The organism is Nostoc sp. DedQUE09, assembly GCF_034530915.1.
Lineage (GTDB): Bacteria > Cyanobacteriota > Cyanobacteriia > Cyanobacteriales > Nostocaceae > Nostoc.
Map to the genome: position 1 here is coordinate 5,932 of NZ_JAVRCE010000080.1, position 20,984 is coordinate 26,915.

Here is a 20,984-nt window from a genome sequence, read left to right on the forward strand (position 1 = left end):
CGTTCATCCACCTCTGAACTGGATTCATCCACCTCAGAACTCCGTTCATCCACCTCTGAACTGGATTCATCCACCTCAGAACTCCGTTCATCCACCTCTGAACTGGATGAATTCACCTCTGAACTGGATGAATCCACCTCGGAACTCCGTTCATCCACCTCTGAACTCCGTTCATCTAGCTCAAAGACTCAAAATCCCCACTCTCAACTTATGCAAACAAAAGGTCGTTCTCGCCATTTTATTTACACAGACTGGATATTAATCGAAACCCAGTTTGGCCCTGAGCAATTGCACTCCAAAGAAACCGTCTTTACGATCGGTAATGGATACCTGGGAACAAGAGGCAGTTTTGAGGAAGGTTATCCTCATGCATCGCCAGCTACTTTTATCCACGGTGTCTACGATGATGTGCCTGTAGTTTACACTGAACTGGTAAATTGCCCTGATTGGCTACCTTTGATAGTGATTGTAAACGGCGATCGCTTCCGTCTCGATCAAGGTGAGATACTACGCTACGATCGCCAACTTGATTTAAGCCAAGGATTACTGATCCGGGCGGTGCGTTGGCGCTCTCCCAGTGGCGATACGATAGACATCAGCTTTGAACGCTTTGCTAGTCTTGCAGATCCGCATGTGTTGGCGTTACGCTGCCATATCACCCCAGTAGATTTTGAGGGGGTAATCGAAGTTCAAGCTAGTATCAATGGCTATCCAGAAAATCAGGGTTTTAATCACTGGGAAGGACTAGATCAGGGCAAAATCGACCAAGGAATCTGGTTGCAACGCCGTACCCGCAGTTCCCGAATTGAACTCGGTATGGCAGCTAAGGTGACAATATTAGGCACCGAAGCATCTTTGCAAGTCAATACAGCACCTGGTTATCCGACCTTAAGCACGACCTTCTTGGCTAAGGCGCAACAGACTGTAACTGTAGAAAAACTTGTCACAGTTTTTACCTCGCGGGAGATTGACACACCAGTGCCAGCTGCTCAAGAAAAACTCGCGCACCTGCCAGACTATGAAACGTTACTAAAAGCCAACGAACAAGCGTGGGATGAGGTTTGGCAGCAAAGTGACATCCTCATCGAAGGCGATAGTACAGCTACTTTTGCTGTTCGCTACAATCTGTTTCAACTGCTGATTGCGGCACCACGGGATGATGACAAGGTGAGCATTCCTGCTAAAACCCTTTCTGGGTTTGGCTATCGCGGTCATATCTTTTGGGATACAGAAATTTTTATGCAGCCTTTGTTTCTGTTTACCCAACCAGCGATCGCCCGCAATTTACTCAGTTACCGTTGGCACACTTTACCCGGAGCTAGACGCAAGGCAGTCCATTATAGCTATAAAGGGGCAATGTTTGCCTGGGAAAGTGCTGATACCGGAGATGAAGTCACACCACGTTGGGCTATTGGCAGTGATTTTTATGGTGAAGATGTGCGGATTTGGTGTCGCGATCGCGAAATTCATATCAATGCAGATATCCCCTACGCAGTCTGGAACTACTGGCAAGCGACTGGTGATGATAACTGGATGCAAAAGTGTGGCGCAGAGATTATCTTAGATGCGGCGATCTTTTGGGGTAGTCGAGTCGAATTCAATCCTGAGCGCGAACGGTATGAAATTCGGGGAGTAATTGGAGCAGATGAATACCATGAATTCGTCCACAACAACGCCTTTACAAACCGGATGGCGCAATGGCATTTAGAGAAAGCGATCGCAATTTATGATTGGTTGGCTGACAAATTCCCCGAACGAACCAGCGAACTAGAACAGAAACTAAAGCTCACCCCAGAGGAACGATTGCACTGGCAAGATATCATCGCTAAAATCTTGTTTCTCTATGACCCATCAACAGAACTAATCGAGCAGTTCGAGGGATTTTTCCAATCGGAAGATATCAATTTAGCAGATTACGAACCACGCGATCGCTCTATGCAAGCCATCTTAGGTGTCAATCAAATCAACAAATATCAAGTAATCAAGCAACCAGATATATTAATGCTCCTATATCTAATGCGGGAATCAGCAGATTTTCCCTATAACGAAAAAGCGTTGCAGACAAACTGGGACTACTACGCACCCCGCACTGATATTACTTATGGTTCGTCCCTTGGCCCAGCAGTTCAGGCCATCTTAGCTTCAGACTTGGGCAAATCAACCGAAGCTTACGAACAGTTTATGCGGGCGTTAATGGTGGATCTTGAAGATAACCGAGGTAACACCAACGATGGAATTCACGGCGCTAGTGCAGGCGGTATTTGGCAAGCTGTAATTTTTGGATTCGGTGGTATCCAGCTAACTGAAAATGGCCCTGTAGCCAATCCGCATCTTCCCCCTGGCTGGACGCGCCTGAAGTTTAAACTGCACTGGCGCGGGACATGGCATGACTTCGATTTGCATGGGGAATTGGAGGCTGCACTTCGGCTACGCTCAGTGACCGAGGGGCAAGGGAGCGGGGGGGCAGCACTTCGGCTACGCTCAGTGACCGAGGAGCAGGGGAGCGGGGGAGAAGTTGCAGTAAGTTTTTCCCCTCCGCTGCCTCTTGTTTCCCATGAACCCTCGCCCATGCCCAACATCCAAGGATTTATCTTTGATTTAGATGGTGTGTTAACAGATACAGCAGAACTTCACTATCTAGCTTGGCAGATACTAGCAGATGAAGAGGGTATACCGTTTAATCGGGAAGCGAACGAAGCCTTGCGGGGTGTATCTCGTCGTGCTTCCCTGATGCTGATTATTGGCGATAGAGCGTATTCGGAAGCACAAATTGAGGAGATGATGGAGCGTAAGAATCGCTATTACGTCGAATTGATCCAAAACATGACACCCCAGGATTTATTGCCAGGTGCGATCGCCTTGCTGGATGAACTACGGCAAGCTGGTATTAAGATCGGTATTGGTTCAGCAAGTAAAAATGCCCGCCCCGTACTAGAGCGATTGGGCATTGTGGACAAAGTAGATGCGATCGCAGACGGTTACAGTGTACAAGAACCTAAGCCAGCACCCGACCTATTTCTGTACGCAGCCAAGCAGCTAGGAATCGAACCAGCGCAATCTGTGGTTGTAGAAGATGCCGCAGCAGGTGTTGAAGCCGCTCTAGCCGCTGGGATGTGGGCAGTAGGACTCGGCCCTGTTGAACGAGTTGGAGCCGCTCATATTGTTTTGCCTAGCCTAGAAGGTATTAAATGGGCAGACCTACGAGAGCAATTGAGTAACATTTCCAGACAAAAATAGTAAACAAATGAAAACCGCTTAATTACTTCCAGCAGATTTGAAAGAAGGTTAAATACACAACGATTCGTCTTAAAGCTAGGTACAAAGAGCATTTTACTTCTGAATTCTGCTGTATTCAGTCCTAATTACCCCAGAGAATTAAAATTACTAAAACTACGTGAGTTCAACAGACCTCTCCCTCCCAGCCTCCCTCTCCTAAAAGGCGAACGCGTTGCGTCTCCGTAAGGAGAGAAAGGAGTAACGATAAAATAGGGTTTTTGCTCCCCTCTTTTCGTAGGAAATGGGCTGGGGGAGAGATCAAAATAGCACTCGTCGAACTCACGTTAAAACTACACTGAAATTACTGATAACTGCTAAACTCCAAAAGCTAAGATCGTCTAAATAGGGAATCTAAAACAAAACCCCACTTTAGAAATTAGGAGCAAGAGCGTGAATTTGGACGATTTAGCTTTGCAGATAGAGAATATGCGTAAGCGCGTCGCCCTCTTGCAACGCCAGAGCGAACAGCAAAAAGCACAAGCAGATATTGAACTCGTCAACGCAGTATTCAAAGAAGTTTACCTCGCGTTGGAAGAACTGCAACTAGTAAATGAAGATTTAAAGCAGCAGAATGAAGAATTATCCAAAACTCAACAGGCTTTGGTAGCACAAGGTCAACGCTACCAAGAACTATTTGAGGAAGTACCAGACGCTTATTTTGTGACTGATACAAAAGGGATAATTCAGGAAGCTAACTCAGCCGCCACCACTCTGCTTAACATTTCTAAAAGTTCGTTGTTGGGCACATCCATAGGGATTTTTGTACTTGAGAAAGAAATAATTGCTTTTCATTTGAAACTAAATCATCTGCGCGATCGCGCCCAATTCCCAGACTGGAAAATGCAAGAGTGGGAAGTAACCCTGCGGCCGCGTGACAAAACACCTATTATGGCTGCGGTTAAGGTTGCTGCTATCCGTAATCAATCTAGTGAGTTAGTTAGTCTGCGCTGGCTATTGCGCGACATTAGCGAAAGCAAGCGAACCCAAGCCAAGTTGCAATGGGCAGAAGAGGCGATGCGACAAGCACTTGCGAAAGAAAGGGAGTTTAGCGAACTTAAATCCCGCTTGCTCACCATCACCTCTCATGAGTTTCGCACTCCTTTGGCTACCATCCACTCTTCTGCGGAACTACTAGAACATTATCGCCACCTCTGGAGCGAACAGCGACAACAAACCCACCTGCGTCGTATTCAAACATCAGTGATGCATATAACCCAGTTGTTGAATGATGTATTGATGGTGAGTCAGGATGAAACAGGCAAGTTAGAGTTTAATCCAACACCCATAAATTTGGTGGAGTTTTGCCGCGATTTATTAGAAGAATTACAACAGAGCGATCGCTCACAACACGCGATCGCTTTTAGCAGTGAGTGCCAATGTACAGAAGCTAACTTAGACGCGAAACTACTGCGCCAAATCTTGAGTAATTTATTCTCAAATTGTCTAAAATACTCTCCTATTGGAAGTACAGTTAGGTTTTCTGTAACCACTAGCAACGAGCAAGCTATATTTCAGACTCAAGATTCTGGTATTGGCATTCCTGCTTCTGACATTGAACACATCTTTGAACCCTTCCATCGCGCTAGTAATACAGCCAATATCCCAGGAATGGGATTAGGGATGTCCATTGTCAAGCAGGCTGTAGATTTACACGGCGGCGAAATTACAGTTGAAAGTGCGATCGATGGGGGAACTACCTTTACAGTTATTCTGCCATTTTCAATAAATTTCCATGTATAACTAATCAATCACTTTTATTTATCGAATTTAAAAACAAAAGTAATTGCTTGTATGCTAGAAGGTCTTTAAAGTGGAGTAAGCCGGTCAACAATAGGTTGATTGTAAAGTTTTTCTTCGCAGTAGCTTAGGGAAACAAACTCAAAGACTTTGTATCTTTAAATATGAGCTTAAAATATTACGCCTGTGGTAATCTCTAACAAATCAGAATACGCACTTCTAGCCCTGTTAGAGTTAGCAACCTGCTACCCTAACGGTGAAGCCCTACAAATTCGAGAGATAGCGGCTTTGCAAGACATCCCGAACCGCTATTTAGAACAACTCCTAGCGACATTAAGACGTGGAGGTTTAATTAAGAGTATACGCGGAGCCAAAGGTGGCTATGTTCTGGCACGAGATCCCGGAAAAATTACAGTGTTGGATGCTTTTAGCTGCATGGAAGGGTCAGATATTGTTGTCTCTCCTTCTGATCCTCCTCCCAACACGGTAGAAGGTGAGCTAATTCAGGAAGTTTGGCAAGAAGCACGTCAGGCTGCTAACTCTGTTTTGGCAAAATATACACTCCAAGACCTTTGTGAACGAAGATCGATCCGACAGCAGAAGGAACTAATGTATTACATTTAGGAAGTATAATTACTAATTCGTAATTCGTAATTAAAAGGGGAAGATGAAAGTAAGAACGAGCAATCTGTGACGCTGTTATATGCCTGAAGTCAATTTTCAACAGCCGATAAATAGTGCCGCTACTCTCGTGGAGAGTTATGCAGCAGGAAAACGGAACTTTAGTAAAGCAGAACTGGGTAATGCTGATTTGCAAGGCATTAACTTGAAAGGATCTGACCTAAGTTATGCTGACTTGAGTGAAGCTAACCTGAGTAACGCTAATTTGAGGGGAACTGATTTGAGCTTTGCCGATTTGAGTCAAGCTAATCTGAAGGATGCCGATCTTAGGGGAGCATTATTGATGTCAGCGAATCTCCGCCAAGCCGCTCTTAAAGGAGCGAACCTGGAAAAAGCAGACTGCGATCGCAGCACCCATTTTCCCCAAGATTTCGACCCAGTAAAAGCGGGTATGCAGATTAAATTTGAAGATTGATTAATGTAAGTTAAACAATCGTACTGACCTCAAGATAGAAGATATTTCTCTCAAAAGAGTTGTATTTTGGTAAAAAAGCCTATCTATGAGGTTGACAATGGAGGCGAAAAGTGAAACCCTCAACCGACGCGCACCACTAATTACTGCTGGAATTTTTCTTGGTGTGGGTCTTGGAGGGTTTATTGATGGAATTTTACTGCATCAAATCCTCCAGTGGCATCACATGCTTAGTAACATTAGGCCTCTGACAAATAGGGCGAATATAGATTTGAACATGGTGTGGGATGGATTGTTTCATACCTTGGATTGGGTATTCACCGTGGCAGGACTTGTGCTACTATGGCGTGCTGGAAGACGTGATGATGTTCCTTGGTCATCACAAATCTTTATTGGATCGATACTAATTGGGACTGGGTTGTTCGACTTTATTGAAGGTTTAATTGACCACCAAATTCTCGGTGTTCATCATGTCAAACCAGGCCCAAATGAGTTAGCTTGGGATTTAGGATTTCTTGCATTGGGTGCCCTACTTGTTGTCATCGGCTGGCTAATGATAAAAAAAGAGTCAACAGTCATTAGTCATTAGTCATTGGTCATTGGTCATGGGGCATTGAAAACAGCCAGAGGTGCAAAGGATCAGAGAAGCAGAGGGATAAAACTTACTGCAACTTCTCCCCTGCTCCCCTGCTCCCTTGCACCCCTGCCCCCTGCTTTTCCACTCCCCACTCTCCTCTATGACAGATACTTTTGAAAAAACTAGCTGGAGTTGGCATTTGTCTCAATTCCAACAACAAGCGGGTGAATGGTGGGAATACCAGTTTTACCGCTTTGAACGGGCTTTACCAGAATTGCCTACTGGATGGTCAATTAGCCCTTGGCTTGGCGAATTGTTGAAATTCCTGTTTTGGTTGGTACTGGGATTATTTGTAGCGTGGGTGGGTTGGCGATTATGGCGAGAATTCAGTCCCTATATATATTCTTGGCTAAATAGAAGTGGCAATCTCACTGATTTTCGCGTCAAAACTCGCTCTAATGATTCATCTATCGCGCTTTTGTTGGAGCGATCGCAAGAATTTTATCGTCAAGGTAACTACCGTCAGGCCTGCCGTTGTGTTTATTTAGCGATGTTGCAGCAGTTGGATAAAAATGCGATCGCACCCCACAAACTCAGCCGTACTGATGGAGAATATTTGCAATTGCTGCGATCGTCTGTGACTCCCATACAGCCTTATGAAACTTTAATTACTACTCACGAGCAATTATGTTTTGGTAATGCTGAGATTTTGCCAGACAATTATGAGCAGTGTCGGCAAGCTTATCGAGAAATTTCCCCAGAATGAAAAAGAGACGTTGCATTGCAACGTCTCTACACAAAACAAACAATATTCTATTTGGTAAGAATAGCGTAGACGTTCTACGGCTTGTCGTTAGACATCGCCTTGTCTACAGCTTGCAAGGCAGTGTTGACTTCCGCCTCTGTAACAATTAATGGTGGCACAAACCGGACTACTTTTGGCCCGGCTGGTACTAGCAATACACCTTCCTTGATGGCAGCATTGACGACATCGGCTGCGGTTATCTCGATGTCGGCTCGTAACTCCAAACCGTTGATTAAACCCCAACCCCGAACTTCGCCAATGTGCTGAGGATATTTAGCTGCGATCGCCCTCAATCCAGTTCGCAACTGTTCACCCCTGTCTTGCACATTCTGCAAAATATTTTCCCGTTCCAATGTCTGGCAAACACTGAGTGCTACACCACACACAAAAGGATTACCACCAAAGGTACTGGCGTGTTCTCCTGGTTGAAAAACGTCGCAGAATTTCTTGCTCATCATTGCACCGATGGGGACACCACCACCTAAGCCTTTAGCACTGGTGAAAATATCCGGTTCAACACCGAGGTGTTCGTAAGCCCATAATTTGCCACTGCGCCCCATACCTACTTGCACTTCGTCGAAAATCAATAAAATGCCAGTTTCATCGCAAATTTGCCGGAGCTTTTTGAAATAGGCAACATCTCCTGGACGTACACCGCCTTCTCCCTGCAATGGCTCGATCAGAATTGCTGCTACCCGATAATCGCCTTCATCCAACTCGCTAATCGCTACTTCCACAGCGTTAATATCGTTGTAATTTACGTAGTGGAACCCAGGAACCAAGGGATCGAAGTATTTTTGATACTTCGGTTGAGCCGTGGCTGTAATCGTTGCCAAAGTCCGTCCGTGGAAACTGGCATTGGCGGTTAAAATAATCGGTTTTTCAATGTCTAATACTGTGTGAGCGTATTTCCGTGCCAGTTTAATTGCGGCTTCGTTAGCTTCAGCTCCAGAGTTGCAGAAAAATACGCGATCGGCACAGGAATGATCGACAAGCCATTTTGCCAATTCACCTTGCTCAGGAATGTAATACAAATTAGAGACATGGTGCAGCTTTTGGATTTGGCGTGTTACCGCTTCTACCATCGCTGGGTGGGCATGTCCTAAAGTACAAGTAGCAATTCCCGCTACAAAGTCCAGATATTCCCGCCCCTGCGTATCCCAAACCCGGCATCCAGCACCCCGTTCTAGGGCTAAGGGAAACCGGGCGTAGGTAGACATGACAGCTTCATTAAAGCTATCTGTATCAAAGGGACTAGATGCTACAGACCCTGAATCTGGGGGGATGGTGGCTTGGTCAACGAGAGTTTGTAGGCTCACTACCGCTCCTCCTGAAAGTTTTTCATTATATAGTTATTTACTAGTTTCCTAGAAATCCCTAAAAAATACTTTTTATTTAGCACAACTCGTACTTCTTCTTAAACTAACGCTTATATGGCCTCAAAGGCCTGGCGGTGGTGAAAAAAATTAAACCTTGATTTTTCCACGCAAAGCTGTACTAAGAGACAAATTAATTTTACATGGCGTAACTTCGTTTGATTTATTCTTACCCACTTACTTAGATTAAATATACTAAAAAGGACGAATATTAAAAAGTTACTAGAAAACTAGAAAAATTAGGTTCAAAGTACTATTTTTACCTCATTCTCAACACTTGAGCAAAAATATCAACGTATCCAAAAAGAGTTGATGGCTGGGGCGATCGCTCTTGGTGGTGTTTTCTTGATTGGCACTTTGTGGTACTGGTTAGTGGAGGGCTGGTCATGGGAAGATGCAGCTTACATGACAGTTATCACTTTGGCGACTGTGGGATACGGAGAGACACAACCACTCGGTAGTCGAGGACGATTGTTTACAATTGCCCTGATTTTGTTAGGTGTAGTCAATATCGGTTACATTGTCAATAGATTTACAGAAGCGATTATTCAAGGGTACTTTCAAGAAGGAATTCGGCTACAACAACAGAGGCGGTTAATGGAATCCCTATCAGAACATTACATCATCTGTGGATTTAGTCGGACTGGTCGGCAAATTGCCAAGGAATTTCGGACAGAAGGTGTAGCTTTTGTAGTAATTGATTCGGAGACAGAATCAATACAAAGGGCACAGACTGAAGGTTACACAGCATACCAAGGTGACGCTACATTAGATGACACACTCCTAAAAGTTGGTATTGAACGAGCGATGTGTATCGTTGCAGCCCTTCCCTCTGATGCTGAAAATTTATACATCGTCTTGTCAGCAAAAACGCTGAATTCAGGAATTCGGGTGATCGCACGGGCAAGTACAGAAGAAGCTTTGCAGAAGTTACGACGCGGTGGTGCAGATGAAGTGATATCCCCCTATATTACTGGTGGAAAGCGGATGGCTGCTGCGGCTCTCAGGCCCCAAGTATTGGATTTTGTAGATGGGATTTTGACTGGTGCAGACCGCCAGTTGTATATGGAAGAATTTTTACTCGACCCAGCTTTCTGTCCTTTTGTGGGTCAAAGTTTGCAAAAGGCGAGATTGCGATCGCAATCTGGAGCATTGGTTCTGGCAATTCGCCGCGTTGATGGGACTTTAATCGGTGGCCCCACTGGCGATACGATTTTAATGCCGGGAGATCGGCTAATTGGTATGGGTACAGCAGAACAGTTGCGTAGCCTTAACCAAATTCTTGGCCCAATTGGTTCTCAGAAATTGCGACGACCGAAAAATAGCTGATTTTATTTTTCCTCAACTACTTTTTTATACCAAGCTTTAGGGTATGCTTGTATAGTGTAATTGCATACTTTGAAAGTATAATCTCATGCAATGAAACTTACTTTAGCGATCGCCACAATATTTACTTTTACTCTGGGATTTTACAGCACACAGACTATTGCTGCTCCTCTGGCAACTCCCAAAAGCCTTACAGATTGGTGTCAGCAGAAATCAACTTTACCTCCACAGACAAAACATACTGTTAAGGTTCTTTTAGAGAAAGCCCAAACTCAAAATTGCAAGCAGGCTAACCAAAGACTTACCAAGCTGACTTATCTCTCCCTTTACTCAAATGAAATCAGCGATATCAAACCTTTATCCGCTCTGACTAATTTGACTTTTCTTGACCTTAACTCAAATCAAATCAGCGATATCAAGCCTTTGTCCAATCTGACTAATTTGACTTCTCTTTCCCTGAGATCAAATCAAATAAGTAATATTAAGCCTTTGTCTACTCTGACTAATTTGACCGATCTTTTGCTCCACTCAAATCAAATCAGTGATATCAAGCCTTTGTCTACTCTGACTAATTTAATTGTTCTTGACCTCGGCTCAAATAAAATCAGTGAGATCAAGTTTTTGTCCAATCTGACTAATTTGACTATTCTCTCCCTCCTCAAAAATCAAATGAATGATATCAAACCCTTGTCCACTCTGACTAATTTGACTTTTCTCGACCTCGGCTCAAATAAAATCAGTGAGATCAAGTTTTTGTCCAATCTGACTAATTTGACTATTCTCTCCCTCAATTTAAATCAAATTAGTGATATCAAGTCCTTGTCCACTCTGAGTAATTTAACTTTTCTCGACCTCGGCTCAAATAAAATCAGCGATATCAAGCCTTTGTCTGTACTGAAAAAAATGAAGTTTATTAATATTGGCAATAATTCTATATTACACAAAAAATGTCCTGTAAAACCAGAATCTATTTGTCAGTTTTATGAGCTTTAAATGAGACTACTAACTCACTTTGTTTATCCATGCATAGGTGCTATAGCTTTAGTCATTGATTCCATCTATGAACTAGCAAATATTCTACTCAATTAAGGTAACAAATCACAATGAAACTTACATCAAGCATCGCCACAATATTTACTTTTACTTTGGGATTTTACACTACACAGACTATTATTTAATTACTTTTTTTATACTAATTAGGTATTGTTTGTATAGTCATAATAGCGTAAATAGATTTAGACTTTCCCAAATCGCCGCTCCCTTTTCTGGTATGCACACAAGGCACGATGAAATTCGGCACGGTCAAAATCGGGCCAGAGAGCATCGGTAATATAAATTTCTCCATAAGCCATTTGCCAGAGAAGAAAATTTGAGAGGCGCATTTCTCCACTAGTACGAATTAACAAATCTGGGTCAGTAATGCCGGCTGTGTACAAGTGGCTTTCAAATACCTGTTCATTAATTTCATCGGGTTGTAGCAGACCTTGCTGGACTTGTTTTGCGATCGCCTGACAAGCTTGTAAAATTTCCTGCCGTCCGCCATAATTAGTTGCTACCGAAAACCGGATACCACGATTATTCTTAGTTTCTTCCATTGAACGGGAAATTTCTTGTTGGAGCGATCGCGGCAGGTCTTGCAAATTCCCTACAAACTTAATTTGAACATTTTCTTCAACCATTTCCCGCAGTTCTTGGCGCAAAACTCTTTGAAACAGAGTCATCAAAAAATCTACTTCTTCCTGCGGTCTTTTCCAGTTCTCTGTTGAAAAAGCATAAGCTGTGAGCGCTTGAATTCCCCAATCCTGACAACAGCGAAGTAAATCTTTAAGAGCATCTACTCCTCGTTTATGACCCATAATTCGGGGTAGACCCTGACGTTTAGCCCATCGACCATTACCATCCATAATCACCGCAACGTGCTGCGGCAATAATTCTCGTTTTAAATCGGTAGGTAAATCTTGTAGTTTAGTTTGTTGTAGTGTCATTTTTTATCTCGAGAAGCGGTCGATGGTAATCTGAGTAAACGTGAAACCAGTGCTAGTGTCTTCCCACCTATCCGACGAACAAAACTCAACAGACCAGGAGCAACAGCTTCCCGATCCACGGTTGGGGACAAAAGAGCTTCTAATGACTCTTTCAGTTTCCGAATCGTCAGCGGTCTATTTAGGGTTCCCCGTTCCGCTAAGGAAATAGAACCCGTTTCTTCAGAGACAACGACACAAATGCAATTTTCGACCCGCTCAGTAATTCCCATTGCTGCCCGGTGGCGTGTTCCCAGCTGGCGCGAGGCTGTGCGTCCCGAAAGTGGTAAAATTATACCTGATGACACGATCCGTGAGCCACGAATCAATGTCGCTCCATCGTGTAACAGAGTTTTCGGCTGAAAAATTGTCTGGATTAGTTCTTTAGAAACTTCCGCATTTAGCTTTACTCCTGGTACAGAAAAATCTCGCTCATCAATTGGCCCTGTAGTTTCCACAATTAGTAAAGCTCCAATGCGGTTTTTTGACAATTCTTTAACAGCCTCAACAATTTCATCAATTACACTATCAGATTTGGGGATTGCCAGACGGTCGGGTTGAAACAGCTGGCGGAATTCGCCACGCCCCAATTGCTCCAAAAACCGCCGAAACTCTGACTGTAGAGCAACTGCCATCGCCACAGCACAACCAATCACCAACTTTTCTAGTACAAAACTTAGCAGAGGTAGTCCGAATCTGCCACTTAGTGCCGAGGCTAGCATTAAGATAATGAATCCCCGCACCATCCATAGTGTCCGGCGCTCACTAATAATAACTAGTATCATGTACGTCAGCGCCAGCACTAACACAATATCCAGAGTCCCAAGTAGCAAGGACTGTGACCACCCCAGGTTTGTCAGCCATTGCTTCCACCAATCTCTCATGACATCTGGATTAAACTTTTGCCTCTAATTACATTTAGTCATTAGTCATTAGTCATTGGTCATTAGTTCCTGGCTAATGACTAATGACCAAGGACAAATGACTATTTCTTCAGCCTTTCTGGTAGGCGATCTTGTCGGATTAAGTCTTGATAAGTTTCACGTTGCAAAATTAAATTTGCTTCGCCATTCGCCACAACAACTGCTGCCGATCGCGGCAAGCGGTTGTAGTTAGATGCCATACTGTAATTGTACGCACCAGTTCCCATAACTACGAGAATATCTCCTGGTTCAGTCTTTGGAAGTAGTGCATTATGAATCAGAATATCTCCCGATTCACAATGTTTACCAGCAATTGTGACTGTTTGGGTTAAAGGTGAAGACATTTTATTGGCAACTACTGCCCGATAAACTGATTGGTAAGTAATCGGGCGGGGATTATCGGACATTCCCCCATCGATCGCTACGTAGGTACGAATTTCTGGGATAAATTTGGATGAACCAATAGTATAAGCAGTGACGCAAGCTGTGGCAATTAGCGATCGCCCTGGTTCACACAATAATTTTGGCAAAGGTAAATTTTCGGCTGCACAAGCTTCTTGGATCACTTCACAAATCGGTTTCACCCACTCTTCAATACTAGGGGGATCGTCTGATTCTATATACTTAATCCCTAAACCGCCACCGACATTTAATTCTGTCAGTTTTAAACCATACTTTGCCGCTTCTCGTAACCACTGCACCATCAGAGCGGCTAAATCTCGATGTGGTTGGCGTTCAAAAATTTGGGAACCGATATGAGCATGTAATCCTACGCAGTTAAGAAAAGACTGTTTGCTGACAAAAGTAAATAATTCCTCTAACTCATTTGGATCAAAGCCAAATTTACTATCTAGTTGCCCCGTGCGGATATATTCATGTGTGTGACATTCAATACCTGGGGTCAGACGTAACAGGAATCGAGGATGTACAGAGGGGGAATTTGCACTCTCGACAATTTCTACCAAAGTGCGTAACTCGTGCCAGTTATCCACGACAATAGTACAACCGACTTCAGTGGCAAAAATCAGTTCTTCACGAGATTTATTGTTGTTATGAAGATAGATTTTCTCAGGATTGACACCTGCTTGCAGCGCGGTGTAAAGTTCACCGCCTGATGCAACATCAATTCCTAAACCCTCTGATGCCGCGATCGCACAAACTGCTAAACAATTCCAAGCTTTTGAGGCGTACAATACTTGAGATTCGCCCTTGTAGTATTGCTTGAAAGTATCTCGGTATTGCTGACAACCAGAACGCAGGGTTTCTTCATCTAAAATATATAAAGGTGAACCAAACTGCTTAACTAGGGTTGTGACATCACACCCACCAATTTCCAGGGAGTCATGATTATGGACTCTGGCAGTTAAGGGTAAAAGTTCCTGATTAGGCGATGGATTTGCCTTGGTGTCGTGCCTTTGAGGTAAATATTGACTTCCAGAATGTTGAACCCCAGTGGGGTGAGTCGATACCATAACTATAAAAATTTTCCTTGTTCAAATTACGGGCTTTGAGTTTGTCTCCCGATTCCCAGTGTACAAAGGGTTTGTAACGTTATTCAATAAATGTGATCTCATTAGACTTAGAAATTAAATTACTGACATTAGAAAATCTCAGTGCTATTCTGGAACTCGATCAAGCTTGTTTTGGTGGACTTTGGACTCTAGACGGCTACAAACGAGAATTGGATAGTCCCAACAGCGATTTACTCGGTTTATTTTCCCCGTCCTCCAGCACAAGTTTGCTAGGAATGGGTTGCTTTTGGTCAATTTTAGATGAAGCGCACATTACAATTTTGGCGGTTCATCCTCAATATCACCGTCAAGGAATGGGTGCGGCTTTATTATATTCACTTATTAAGACAGCTTGCGATCGCAAAATGGAACGAGCTACCCTCGAAGTCCGAGCTTCTAACCTGGCGGCAATATCTTTATATCAAAAATTTGGCTTCAAAACAGCTGGGCGGCGGCGGCGCTACTACCAAGATAACGATGAGGATGCTTTAATCCTTTGGCTTCCAGATTTACAACACCGCAAATTTAAAGCAACTTTAGACCAATGGTATTCCATTGTCAGCGATCGCCTCGAAAAATCCTCTTGGCACTTGCTTTTTAAGTAAGTAGGTAGGCGAGGAAATTTATAACTATGTCATTGCCAAAGGAGCAAAGCAAAGTGAAACAATCACACGGGTTTTGAACGTTTTACATTTTGTTATATAGTTAGGTTTATTTGAATCTACCTATTTAGTTGGGTATGAGTCATTTTGAATTATTGGGGCTTGCGATCGGCTTCAGCAAAAAAATGTAACTTTGCTGCACCTATTTTTATTGAAATATTTTATATAAAATGAAATGTTTATAAGTAAATTAAATATTAATTATTTTTAGTTGATATTAAAAAATATGTATGCTAAACATAAATGTTTGGGATTGAGTCAAGAAACCCTTAATCTAAGCAGTGAACTGTTTGTAAAAAATCCCAAAAAGGCTGGTGAACTAAAGCTCCTCAGTACACTAGCCAGAGAAGAGTAGTCAATAGTTAACAATTAGCCCATCAACTCAAGTCATAGCTTCAGGATGTCTATAATCTGTTATACAGGCATCCAAAAGCTTTGCCTGTGCTAAAATCAGCATACCGGCACGACCGCAGATGATGGGATAAAGCCATGTTTGAGCGCTTCACAGAAAAAGCCATTAAGGTAATCATGCTGGCCCAAGAAGAGGCCCGCCGTTTAGGTCACAACTTTGTCGGAACCGAGCAGATCCTCCTGGGTCTGATTGGCGAAGGCACTGGAGTGGCTGCTAAGGTGCTGAAATCAATGGGCGTCAATCTCAAAGATGCCCGAATTGAAGTTGAAAAAATTATAGGACGGGGATCAGGCTTTGTTGCCGTGGAAATTCCGTTTACGCCACGGGCAAAGCGAGTTCTAGAACTCTCCCTAGAAGAAGCACGCCAACTGGGGCATAACTACATTGGCACCGAGCATCTGCTGTTGGGCCTAATCCGCGAAGGGGAAGGCGTCGCAGCCAGGGTGCTAGAAAACCTCGGTGTGGATCTATCTAAGGTAAGAACCCAAGTCATCCGCATGTTGGGAGAAACTGCCGAAGTTTCACCAGGCGGCTCATCCGGGCGCACAAAAACCCCGACTCTGGATGAATTTGGTTCAAACCTGACTCAAATGGCGATAGACAATAAGCTCGATCCAGTGGTGGGACGCGCTAAAGAAATTGAGCGGGTGATTCAGATATTGGGTCGCCGAACAAAAAATAACCCAGTACTGATTGGGGAACCAGGGGTTGGTAAAACTGCGATCGCTGAAGGTTTAGCTTCACGCATTGCCACCAAAGATGTCCCTGACATCCTCGAAGATAAACGCGTCGTCACCTTGGATATTGGTTTGCTCGTAGCAGGAACCAAGTACCGGGGTGAATTTGAAGAACGCTTGAAAAAAATCATGGATGAAATCCGCTCGGCGGGTAATGTCATTCTCGTGATTGATGAGGTACACACCTTAATTGGTGCAGGTGCAGCAGAAGGTGCTATAGACGCAGCAAATATCCTCAAGCCAGCTTTGGCCAGAGGTGAGTTGCAGTGCATCGGAGCTACAACCCTAGATGAATACCGGAAGCACATCGAGCGAGATGCAGCGCTAGAGCGACGTTTCCAACCAGTAATGGTTGGCGAACCTACAGTTGATGAAACAATTGAAATTTTATATGGTTTGCGCGAACGCTACGAGCAACACCACAAACTGAAAATCTCCGACGAAGCATTGGTAGCGGCGGCGAAATTGTCAGACCGTTACATTAGCGATCGCTACCTCCCAGATAAAGCCATCGACTTAGTTGATGAAGCTGGTTCTAGAGTGCGCTTGATTAACTCCCAACTGCCACCTGCAGCCAAAGAGTTAGACAAAGAACTGCGTCAAATATTAAAAGAAAAAGATGACGCAGTGCGCTCTCAAGACTTTGACAAAGCTGGAGAATTGCGCGATCGCGAAATGGAAATCAAAGCCGAAATCCGGGCGATCGCTCAAAGCAAGACCAATGCAACTGGCACAGAAGGTGAAGAACCTGTAGTTACAGAAGAAGACATTGCTCACATTGTCGCTTCTTGGACTGGAGTACCGGTGAATAAACTCACCGAATCTGAATCTGAAAAGCTGCTGCACATGGAAGACACCTTGCATCAGCGTTTAATTGGTCAGGATGAAGCTGTGAAGGCAGTTTCACGAGCAATTCGCCGCGCTCGTGTTGGTTTGAAGAATCCCAATCGACCCATAGCTAGCTTTGTCTTCTCTGGGCCTACTGGTGTAGGTAAAACCGAGTTGGCGAAGTCTTTAGCTGCTTACTTCTTCGGTTCCGAAGAAGCGATGATCCGCTTAGATATGTCCGAATACATGGAGCGCCATACCGTCAGCAAGCTGATTGGTTCGCCTCCAGGTTATGTTGGCTATAACGAAGGTGGTCAGCTGACTGAAGCCGTGCGGCGGCGTCCTTACACCGTGGTGTTGTTCGACGAAATCGAAAAAGCGCACCCCGATGTATTCAACATGCTGCTGCAAATTTTGGAAGACGGACGGTTAACTGATGCCAAAGGTCGCACGGTGGACTTTAAGAACACCTTGCTGATTTTAACTTCCAATATTGGTTCTAAGGTAATTGAAAAAGGCGGTAGCGGTATCGGCTTTGAATTCTCCGAAGATGCCAGCGAGTCAACTTACAACCGGATTCGCTCCTTGGTGAACGAAGAACTCAAACAGTACTTCCGTCCAGAGTTCCTCAACCGACTCGATGAAATTATCGTCTTCCGTCAGTTGAACAAGCCGGAAGTGACCCAAATCGCCGAAATTATGCTCAAGGAAGTATTTGGTCGTCTAACTGAAAAGGGTATCACCTTAGAAGTCAGCGATCGCTTCAAGGATCGGTTAATCCAAGAAGGTTACAGTCCCAGCTACGGCGCAAGGCCATTACGTCGGGCAATTATGCGCCTGTTAGAAGATAGCCTAGCAGAAGAAATTCTGTCTGGTCGCATCAAGGATGGCGATACAGCCTTAGTTGATGTGGATGAAAATGGCGTTGTCCAAGTTAGTTCTCAACAGCGTCGGGAATTGTTACCCCAAGGTGTTGAGTAAAATTTAGGGTTTGGGATTTAAATCTCAAATAGAAAATTAGAAAACGGTAGAGTATTTATTGCTCTACCGTTTTTTTCGGTCTGCGTTAGTATATCGTTCACTAAACCGCCTTGTATTATAGCTTGGTAGTAGAATTAGGATACAACATGAACAAAGGAGCAAGGACGTGCAAGCCATACTTTTAAGCCGCGAAGAAGTTGGACGACGTGCGAAAGAATTATATGAAAATAGTATTCGTCAACAAGTGGAACGAGAAGAAAACATCGGTAAAATGGTAATTATCGATATAGAAACAGGTGAATACGCAATTGATAAAACAGGCTTAGAATCAGCACGATATTTACGTAATAAAAACCCATTTGCTCGACTTTTTGGTATTCACATTGGTTATAAAGTCGCTGTTTCCTTCAGTGGTGATATGGAGCGCGATTATCGGTGATTTCTGATATTGTTAAGAACGGACGCGCAACCGTTAATATCATATTTCGACTTCCAAATAAACCAGACTTTACTATTGAATTTGTTATCGATACTGTTAAAAGTAAGTTTTAGTTATTCATTTAAATAAGCAGATAAAAATCAATATTCAAAAAACGGTAGAAGACAAAACTTATCTACCGTTATTTTGTCTACCAATAATAAACAGCAGATGAATCTAACTTTATCTTTTCTACCATTTATGCTTAGGTGTTAATTATGCTCTGTCTGCGGGAAAACTAAGAATAGGGACTTAAGTCCCTGCAAGTAGTTGAGTAAGAGTAAAGCAGAGTATGGATAACAGTTTACAGATTGACAATGTTCAAAGCTTTGCAGAAATAATTGGTGATAACAATAATCTTTGGACGCTGCTGCATAAAAAAGAATTTAGCCGCCTTAAAGAAGAAGTTAAATATCAAGATCAAAAACGAAATATAAGTAATTGCAAATTTTTTATTAGAACACAACATTACATACAAATACGAGCGTAATTTTTGGTGGGATGGCATTAATTACCGCCCTGATTTTACAATTGGAGAAAATCAGGGAATAATTATTGAATATTTTGGATTTGAAGGCGATCCAGATTACGATATTATGTCGGAACAAAAGCGACAATATTGGCGAAATCATCCTAACTGGCATTTTGTAGAATTATCCCCCACAACCCTCAGATTTGAGGGAGCAGAAGGTTTTTGTGCTTTACTTAAGCGATGTCTTGAAAGTTATGGTATTAAGTGCGATCGCTTGACTGAAGACGAGATTTGGAAGAAAATTAAACTTAGAGTTATAGACCGTTTTACCAAAGTAGTAGAAGGATTTATCCAGCGTTGTCGCAAACTCTCCCTCACTTCAGAAAAATTAGCCTCTCTCGTTAATAATCATAAGTGTGCTAGTGATGTCGAGCAGCGTTTTCTGGAGCTTGCACAAGAGTTTTATCAGTCCTATTTGCAACAGCTTCAGACAACAGGCGAGGATGATTTTGATGGACTAATGCAAAAAGCTGCCGCAGCGATCGCATCAGGACAAACTGTATTTCGTCGCAAATCTGGCGCTGGCGATTTAAAGTGTCTTCGATACATACTGATTGATGAATATCAAGATTTCTCAGAACTTTTCCACCATTTAATAGAAGCAATTCGACAACAAAATCCTCAAGCAAAATTTTTCTGTGTTGGTGATGACTGGCAAGCAATTAATGGTTTTGCTGGTTCTGATCTTCGCTTTTATCAGAATTTCGCGCAGTTTTTCCAGCCTTCGCAAAAATTAAATATAGCTACTAATTACCGTTCAGCTACTTCAATTGTTGATATTGGTAATACATTGATGTATAGATTGGGTACTCCTGCACGCGCCCATAAAACTATATTTGGAACGGTTGAAATTGTTGATATAGGACAATTTAATCCAAATCTAAATGAGCAAGAAGATCATCCGGGAGACAACATAACACCTGCTCTATTACGCTTACTAGACAAGATTATCAAAGATGGAAAAAATGTAGTTTTACTCAGCCGCAAGAATAGTTTACCTTGGTATGTAAATTTTGGTAAAGGTAAATCAAAAGATGGCGTACTCGACAACTTCTTAAACTTGGTACGCTCTTATCTTCCTGAAGAATCAAGAAAGGCTGTAAATATATCAACCGCTCACAAGTATAAAGGTCTTCAGAATGATGTAGTTATAATACTTGATGCTGTCCCTAATTGTTACCCATTAATACACCCTGATTTGATGTTTAGCCGTGTTTTCGGTGATAGTATTGAGCAAGTAGTTGATGAGGAGCGTCGTCTTTTTTATGTTGCCTTAACTCGTGCAGTAGAGCATTTATTTATTGTCACAGAAATTAAAAACTTTTCTCCTTTCCTTGAAGAATTAAAAAGTAGGAAAAGAATTAGCTTACTTGATTGGTTAGATTATCCGCCTTTTGTTGGAACCATACAGCGGATTACTGTTAAAGTAGGTAATCAGGCTGGAAAAAATGGAACCGGCACTTACGCGATCAAACATTTACTTAACGCTGAAGGCTATACCTGGAGGACAATTGAATGGTCAGCTTGGTGTTGTATCTATCCTGCACAAGATTTCTCAATACAACAATATTTTGATAACGCTCAGTGGATTTCTCACGCTACTGGTATTGAGGTGCGATTTTACGACGACCTAGAGAATGTACTGGCAAAGTATCTTGTTGATCGAGGTCAATACATTGTCGCCATTTAAAATGGGAGAAAATAAATAA

General features: G+C 43.0%; 16 protein-coding genes. 12 read left to right on the forward strand and 4 right to left on the reverse strand.

Annotation, left to right across the window (positions count from 1 at the left end):
* The first annotated feature begins 210 nt into the window (after positions 1-210).
* From pgmB to RMY27_RS31455, 6 genes are all read left to right on the forward strand, one after another.
* Positions 211-3,237: a beta-phosphoglucomutase gene (pgmB, locus tag RMY27_RS31430; protein ID WP_322668764.1), complete on the forward strand. Its 3,027-nt coding sequence runs from the start codon at positions 211-213 to the stop codon at positions 3,235-3,237.
* A gap of 429 nt (positions 3,238-3,666) precedes the next feature.
* Positions 3,667-5,016, forward strand: coding sequence for an ATP-binding protein (locus RMY27_RS31435; RefSeq protein ID WP_322668744.1), 1,350 nt, complete (start codon positions 3,667-3,669; stop codon positions 5,014-5,016).
* 183 nt (positions 5,017-5,199) lie between these two features.
* Complete coding sequence (locus tag RMY27_RS31440; RefSeq protein ID WP_322668745.1) at positions 5,200-5,637, forward strand: Rrf2 family transcriptional regulator; 438 nt, start codon at positions 5,200-5,202, stop codon at positions 5,635-5,637.
* Positions 5,638-5,716: 79 nt separating this feature from the next.
* Positions 5,717-6,109 (forward strand): pentapeptide repeat-containing protein, encoded by a 393-nt coding sequence (locus RMY27_RS31445; RefSeq protein WP_322668746.1) that lies wholly within the window; start codon positions 5,717-5,719, stop codon positions 6,107-6,109.
* Positions 6,110-6,206: 97 nt separating this feature from the next.
* Complete coding sequence (locus RMY27_RS31450; protein WP_322668747.1) at positions 6,207-6,695, forward strand: DUF2243 domain-containing protein; 489 nt, start codon at positions 6,207-6,209, stop codon at positions 6,693-6,695.
* 148 nt (positions 6,696-6,843) lie between these two features.
* The gene (locus RMY27_RS31455; RefSeq protein WP_322668748.1) at positions 6,844-7,449 is read left to right on the forward strand and encodes a DUF4129 domain-containing protein; all 606 of its coding nucleotides are present in this window, start codon (positions 6,844-6,846) and stop codon (positions 7,447-7,449) included.
* A gap of 74 nt (positions 7,450-7,523) precedes the next feature.
* On the opposite strand, the gene RMY27_RS31460 is transcribed toward RMY27_RS31455, so the two are convergent.
* Entirely contained in the window at positions 7,524-8,807 is a 1,284-nt protein-coding gene (locus RMY27_RS31460) for an aspartate aminotransferase family protein (protein ID WP_322668749.1), read from the reverse strand.
* Between the two features lie 369 nt (positions 8,808-9,176).
* Between RMY27_RS31460 and RMY27_RS31465 the strand changes: the two genes are divergently transcribed.
* Positions 9,177-10,193 carry a potassium channel protein gene (locus RMY27_RS31465; RefSeq protein ID WP_322668750.1) on the forward strand — a complete coding sequence of 339 codons (1,017 nt, stop codon included), beginning with the start codon at positions 9,177-9,179 and terminating at the stop codon, positions 10,191-10,193.
* Between the two features lie 90 nt (positions 10,194-10,283).
* Positions 10,284-11,183: a leucine-rich repeat domain-containing protein gene (locus RMY27_RS31470; protein WP_322668751.1), complete on the forward strand. Its 900-nt coding sequence runs from the start codon at positions 10,284-10,286 to the stop codon at positions 11,181-11,183.
* Between the two features lie 242 nt (positions 11,184-11,425).
* On the opposite strand, the gene RMY27_RS31475 is transcribed toward RMY27_RS31470, so the two are convergent.
* The 3 genes from RMY27_RS31475 to lysA form a co-directional block, all read right to left on the reverse strand.
* On the reverse strand, positions 11,426-12,175 hold the full coding sequence (locus RMY27_RS31475; protein ID WP_322668752.1) for an isoprenyl transferase: 750 nt from the start codon (positions 12,173-12,175) through the stop codon (positions 11,426-11,428).
* Entirely contained in the window at positions 12,172-13,095 is a 924-nt protein-coding gene (cdaA, locus tag RMY27_RS31480) for a diadenylate cyclase CdaA (RefSeq protein ID WP_292782377.1), read from the reverse strand. The genes RMY27_RS31475 and cdaA overlap by 4 nt, the downstream gene beginning before the upstream one ends.
* 101 nt (positions 13,096-13,196) lie before the next feature.
* Entirely contained in the window at positions 13,197-14,606 is a 1,410-nt protein-coding gene (gene lysA / locus RMY27_RS31485) for a diaminopimelate decarboxylase (RefSeq protein WP_322668753.1), read from the reverse strand.
* A gap of 92 nt (positions 14,607-14,698) precedes the next feature.
* Between lysA and rimI the strand changes: the two genes are divergently transcribed.
* The 4 genes from rimI to RMY27_RS31505 all read left to right on the forward strand — a co-directional run bounded on the left by rimI (position 14,699) and on the right by RMY27_RS31505 (position 20,965).
* Positions 14,699-15,250: a ribosomal protein S18-alanine N-acetyltransferase gene (rimI, locus tag RMY27_RS31490; RefSeq protein ID WP_322668754.1), complete on the forward strand. Its 552-nt coding sequence runs from the start codon at positions 14,699-14,701 to the stop codon at positions 15,248-15,250.
* A gap of 546 nt (positions 15,251-15,796) precedes the next feature.
* Positions 15,797-18,265, forward strand: a complete 2,469-nt coding sequence (locus RMY27_RS31495; RefSeq protein WP_322668755.1) for an ATP-dependent Clp protease ATP-binding subunit — start codon at positions 15,797-15,799, stop codon at positions 18,263-18,265.
* Between the two features lie 166 nt (positions 18,266-18,431).
* On the forward strand, positions 18,432-18,704 hold the full coding sequence (locus RMY27_RS31500; protein ID WP_322668756.1) for a hypothetical protein: 273 nt from the start codon (positions 18,432-18,434) through the stop codon (positions 18,702-18,704).
* A gap of 635 nt (positions 18,705-19,339) precedes the next feature.
* A complete protein-coding gene (locus RMY27_RS31505) occupies positions 19,340-20,965 on the forward strand; it encodes a UvrD-helicase domain-containing protein (RefSeq protein ID WP_322668757.1) in 1,626 nt (541 codons plus the stop codon).
* The last annotated feature ends 19 nt before the right edge of the window (positions 20,966-20,984 follow it).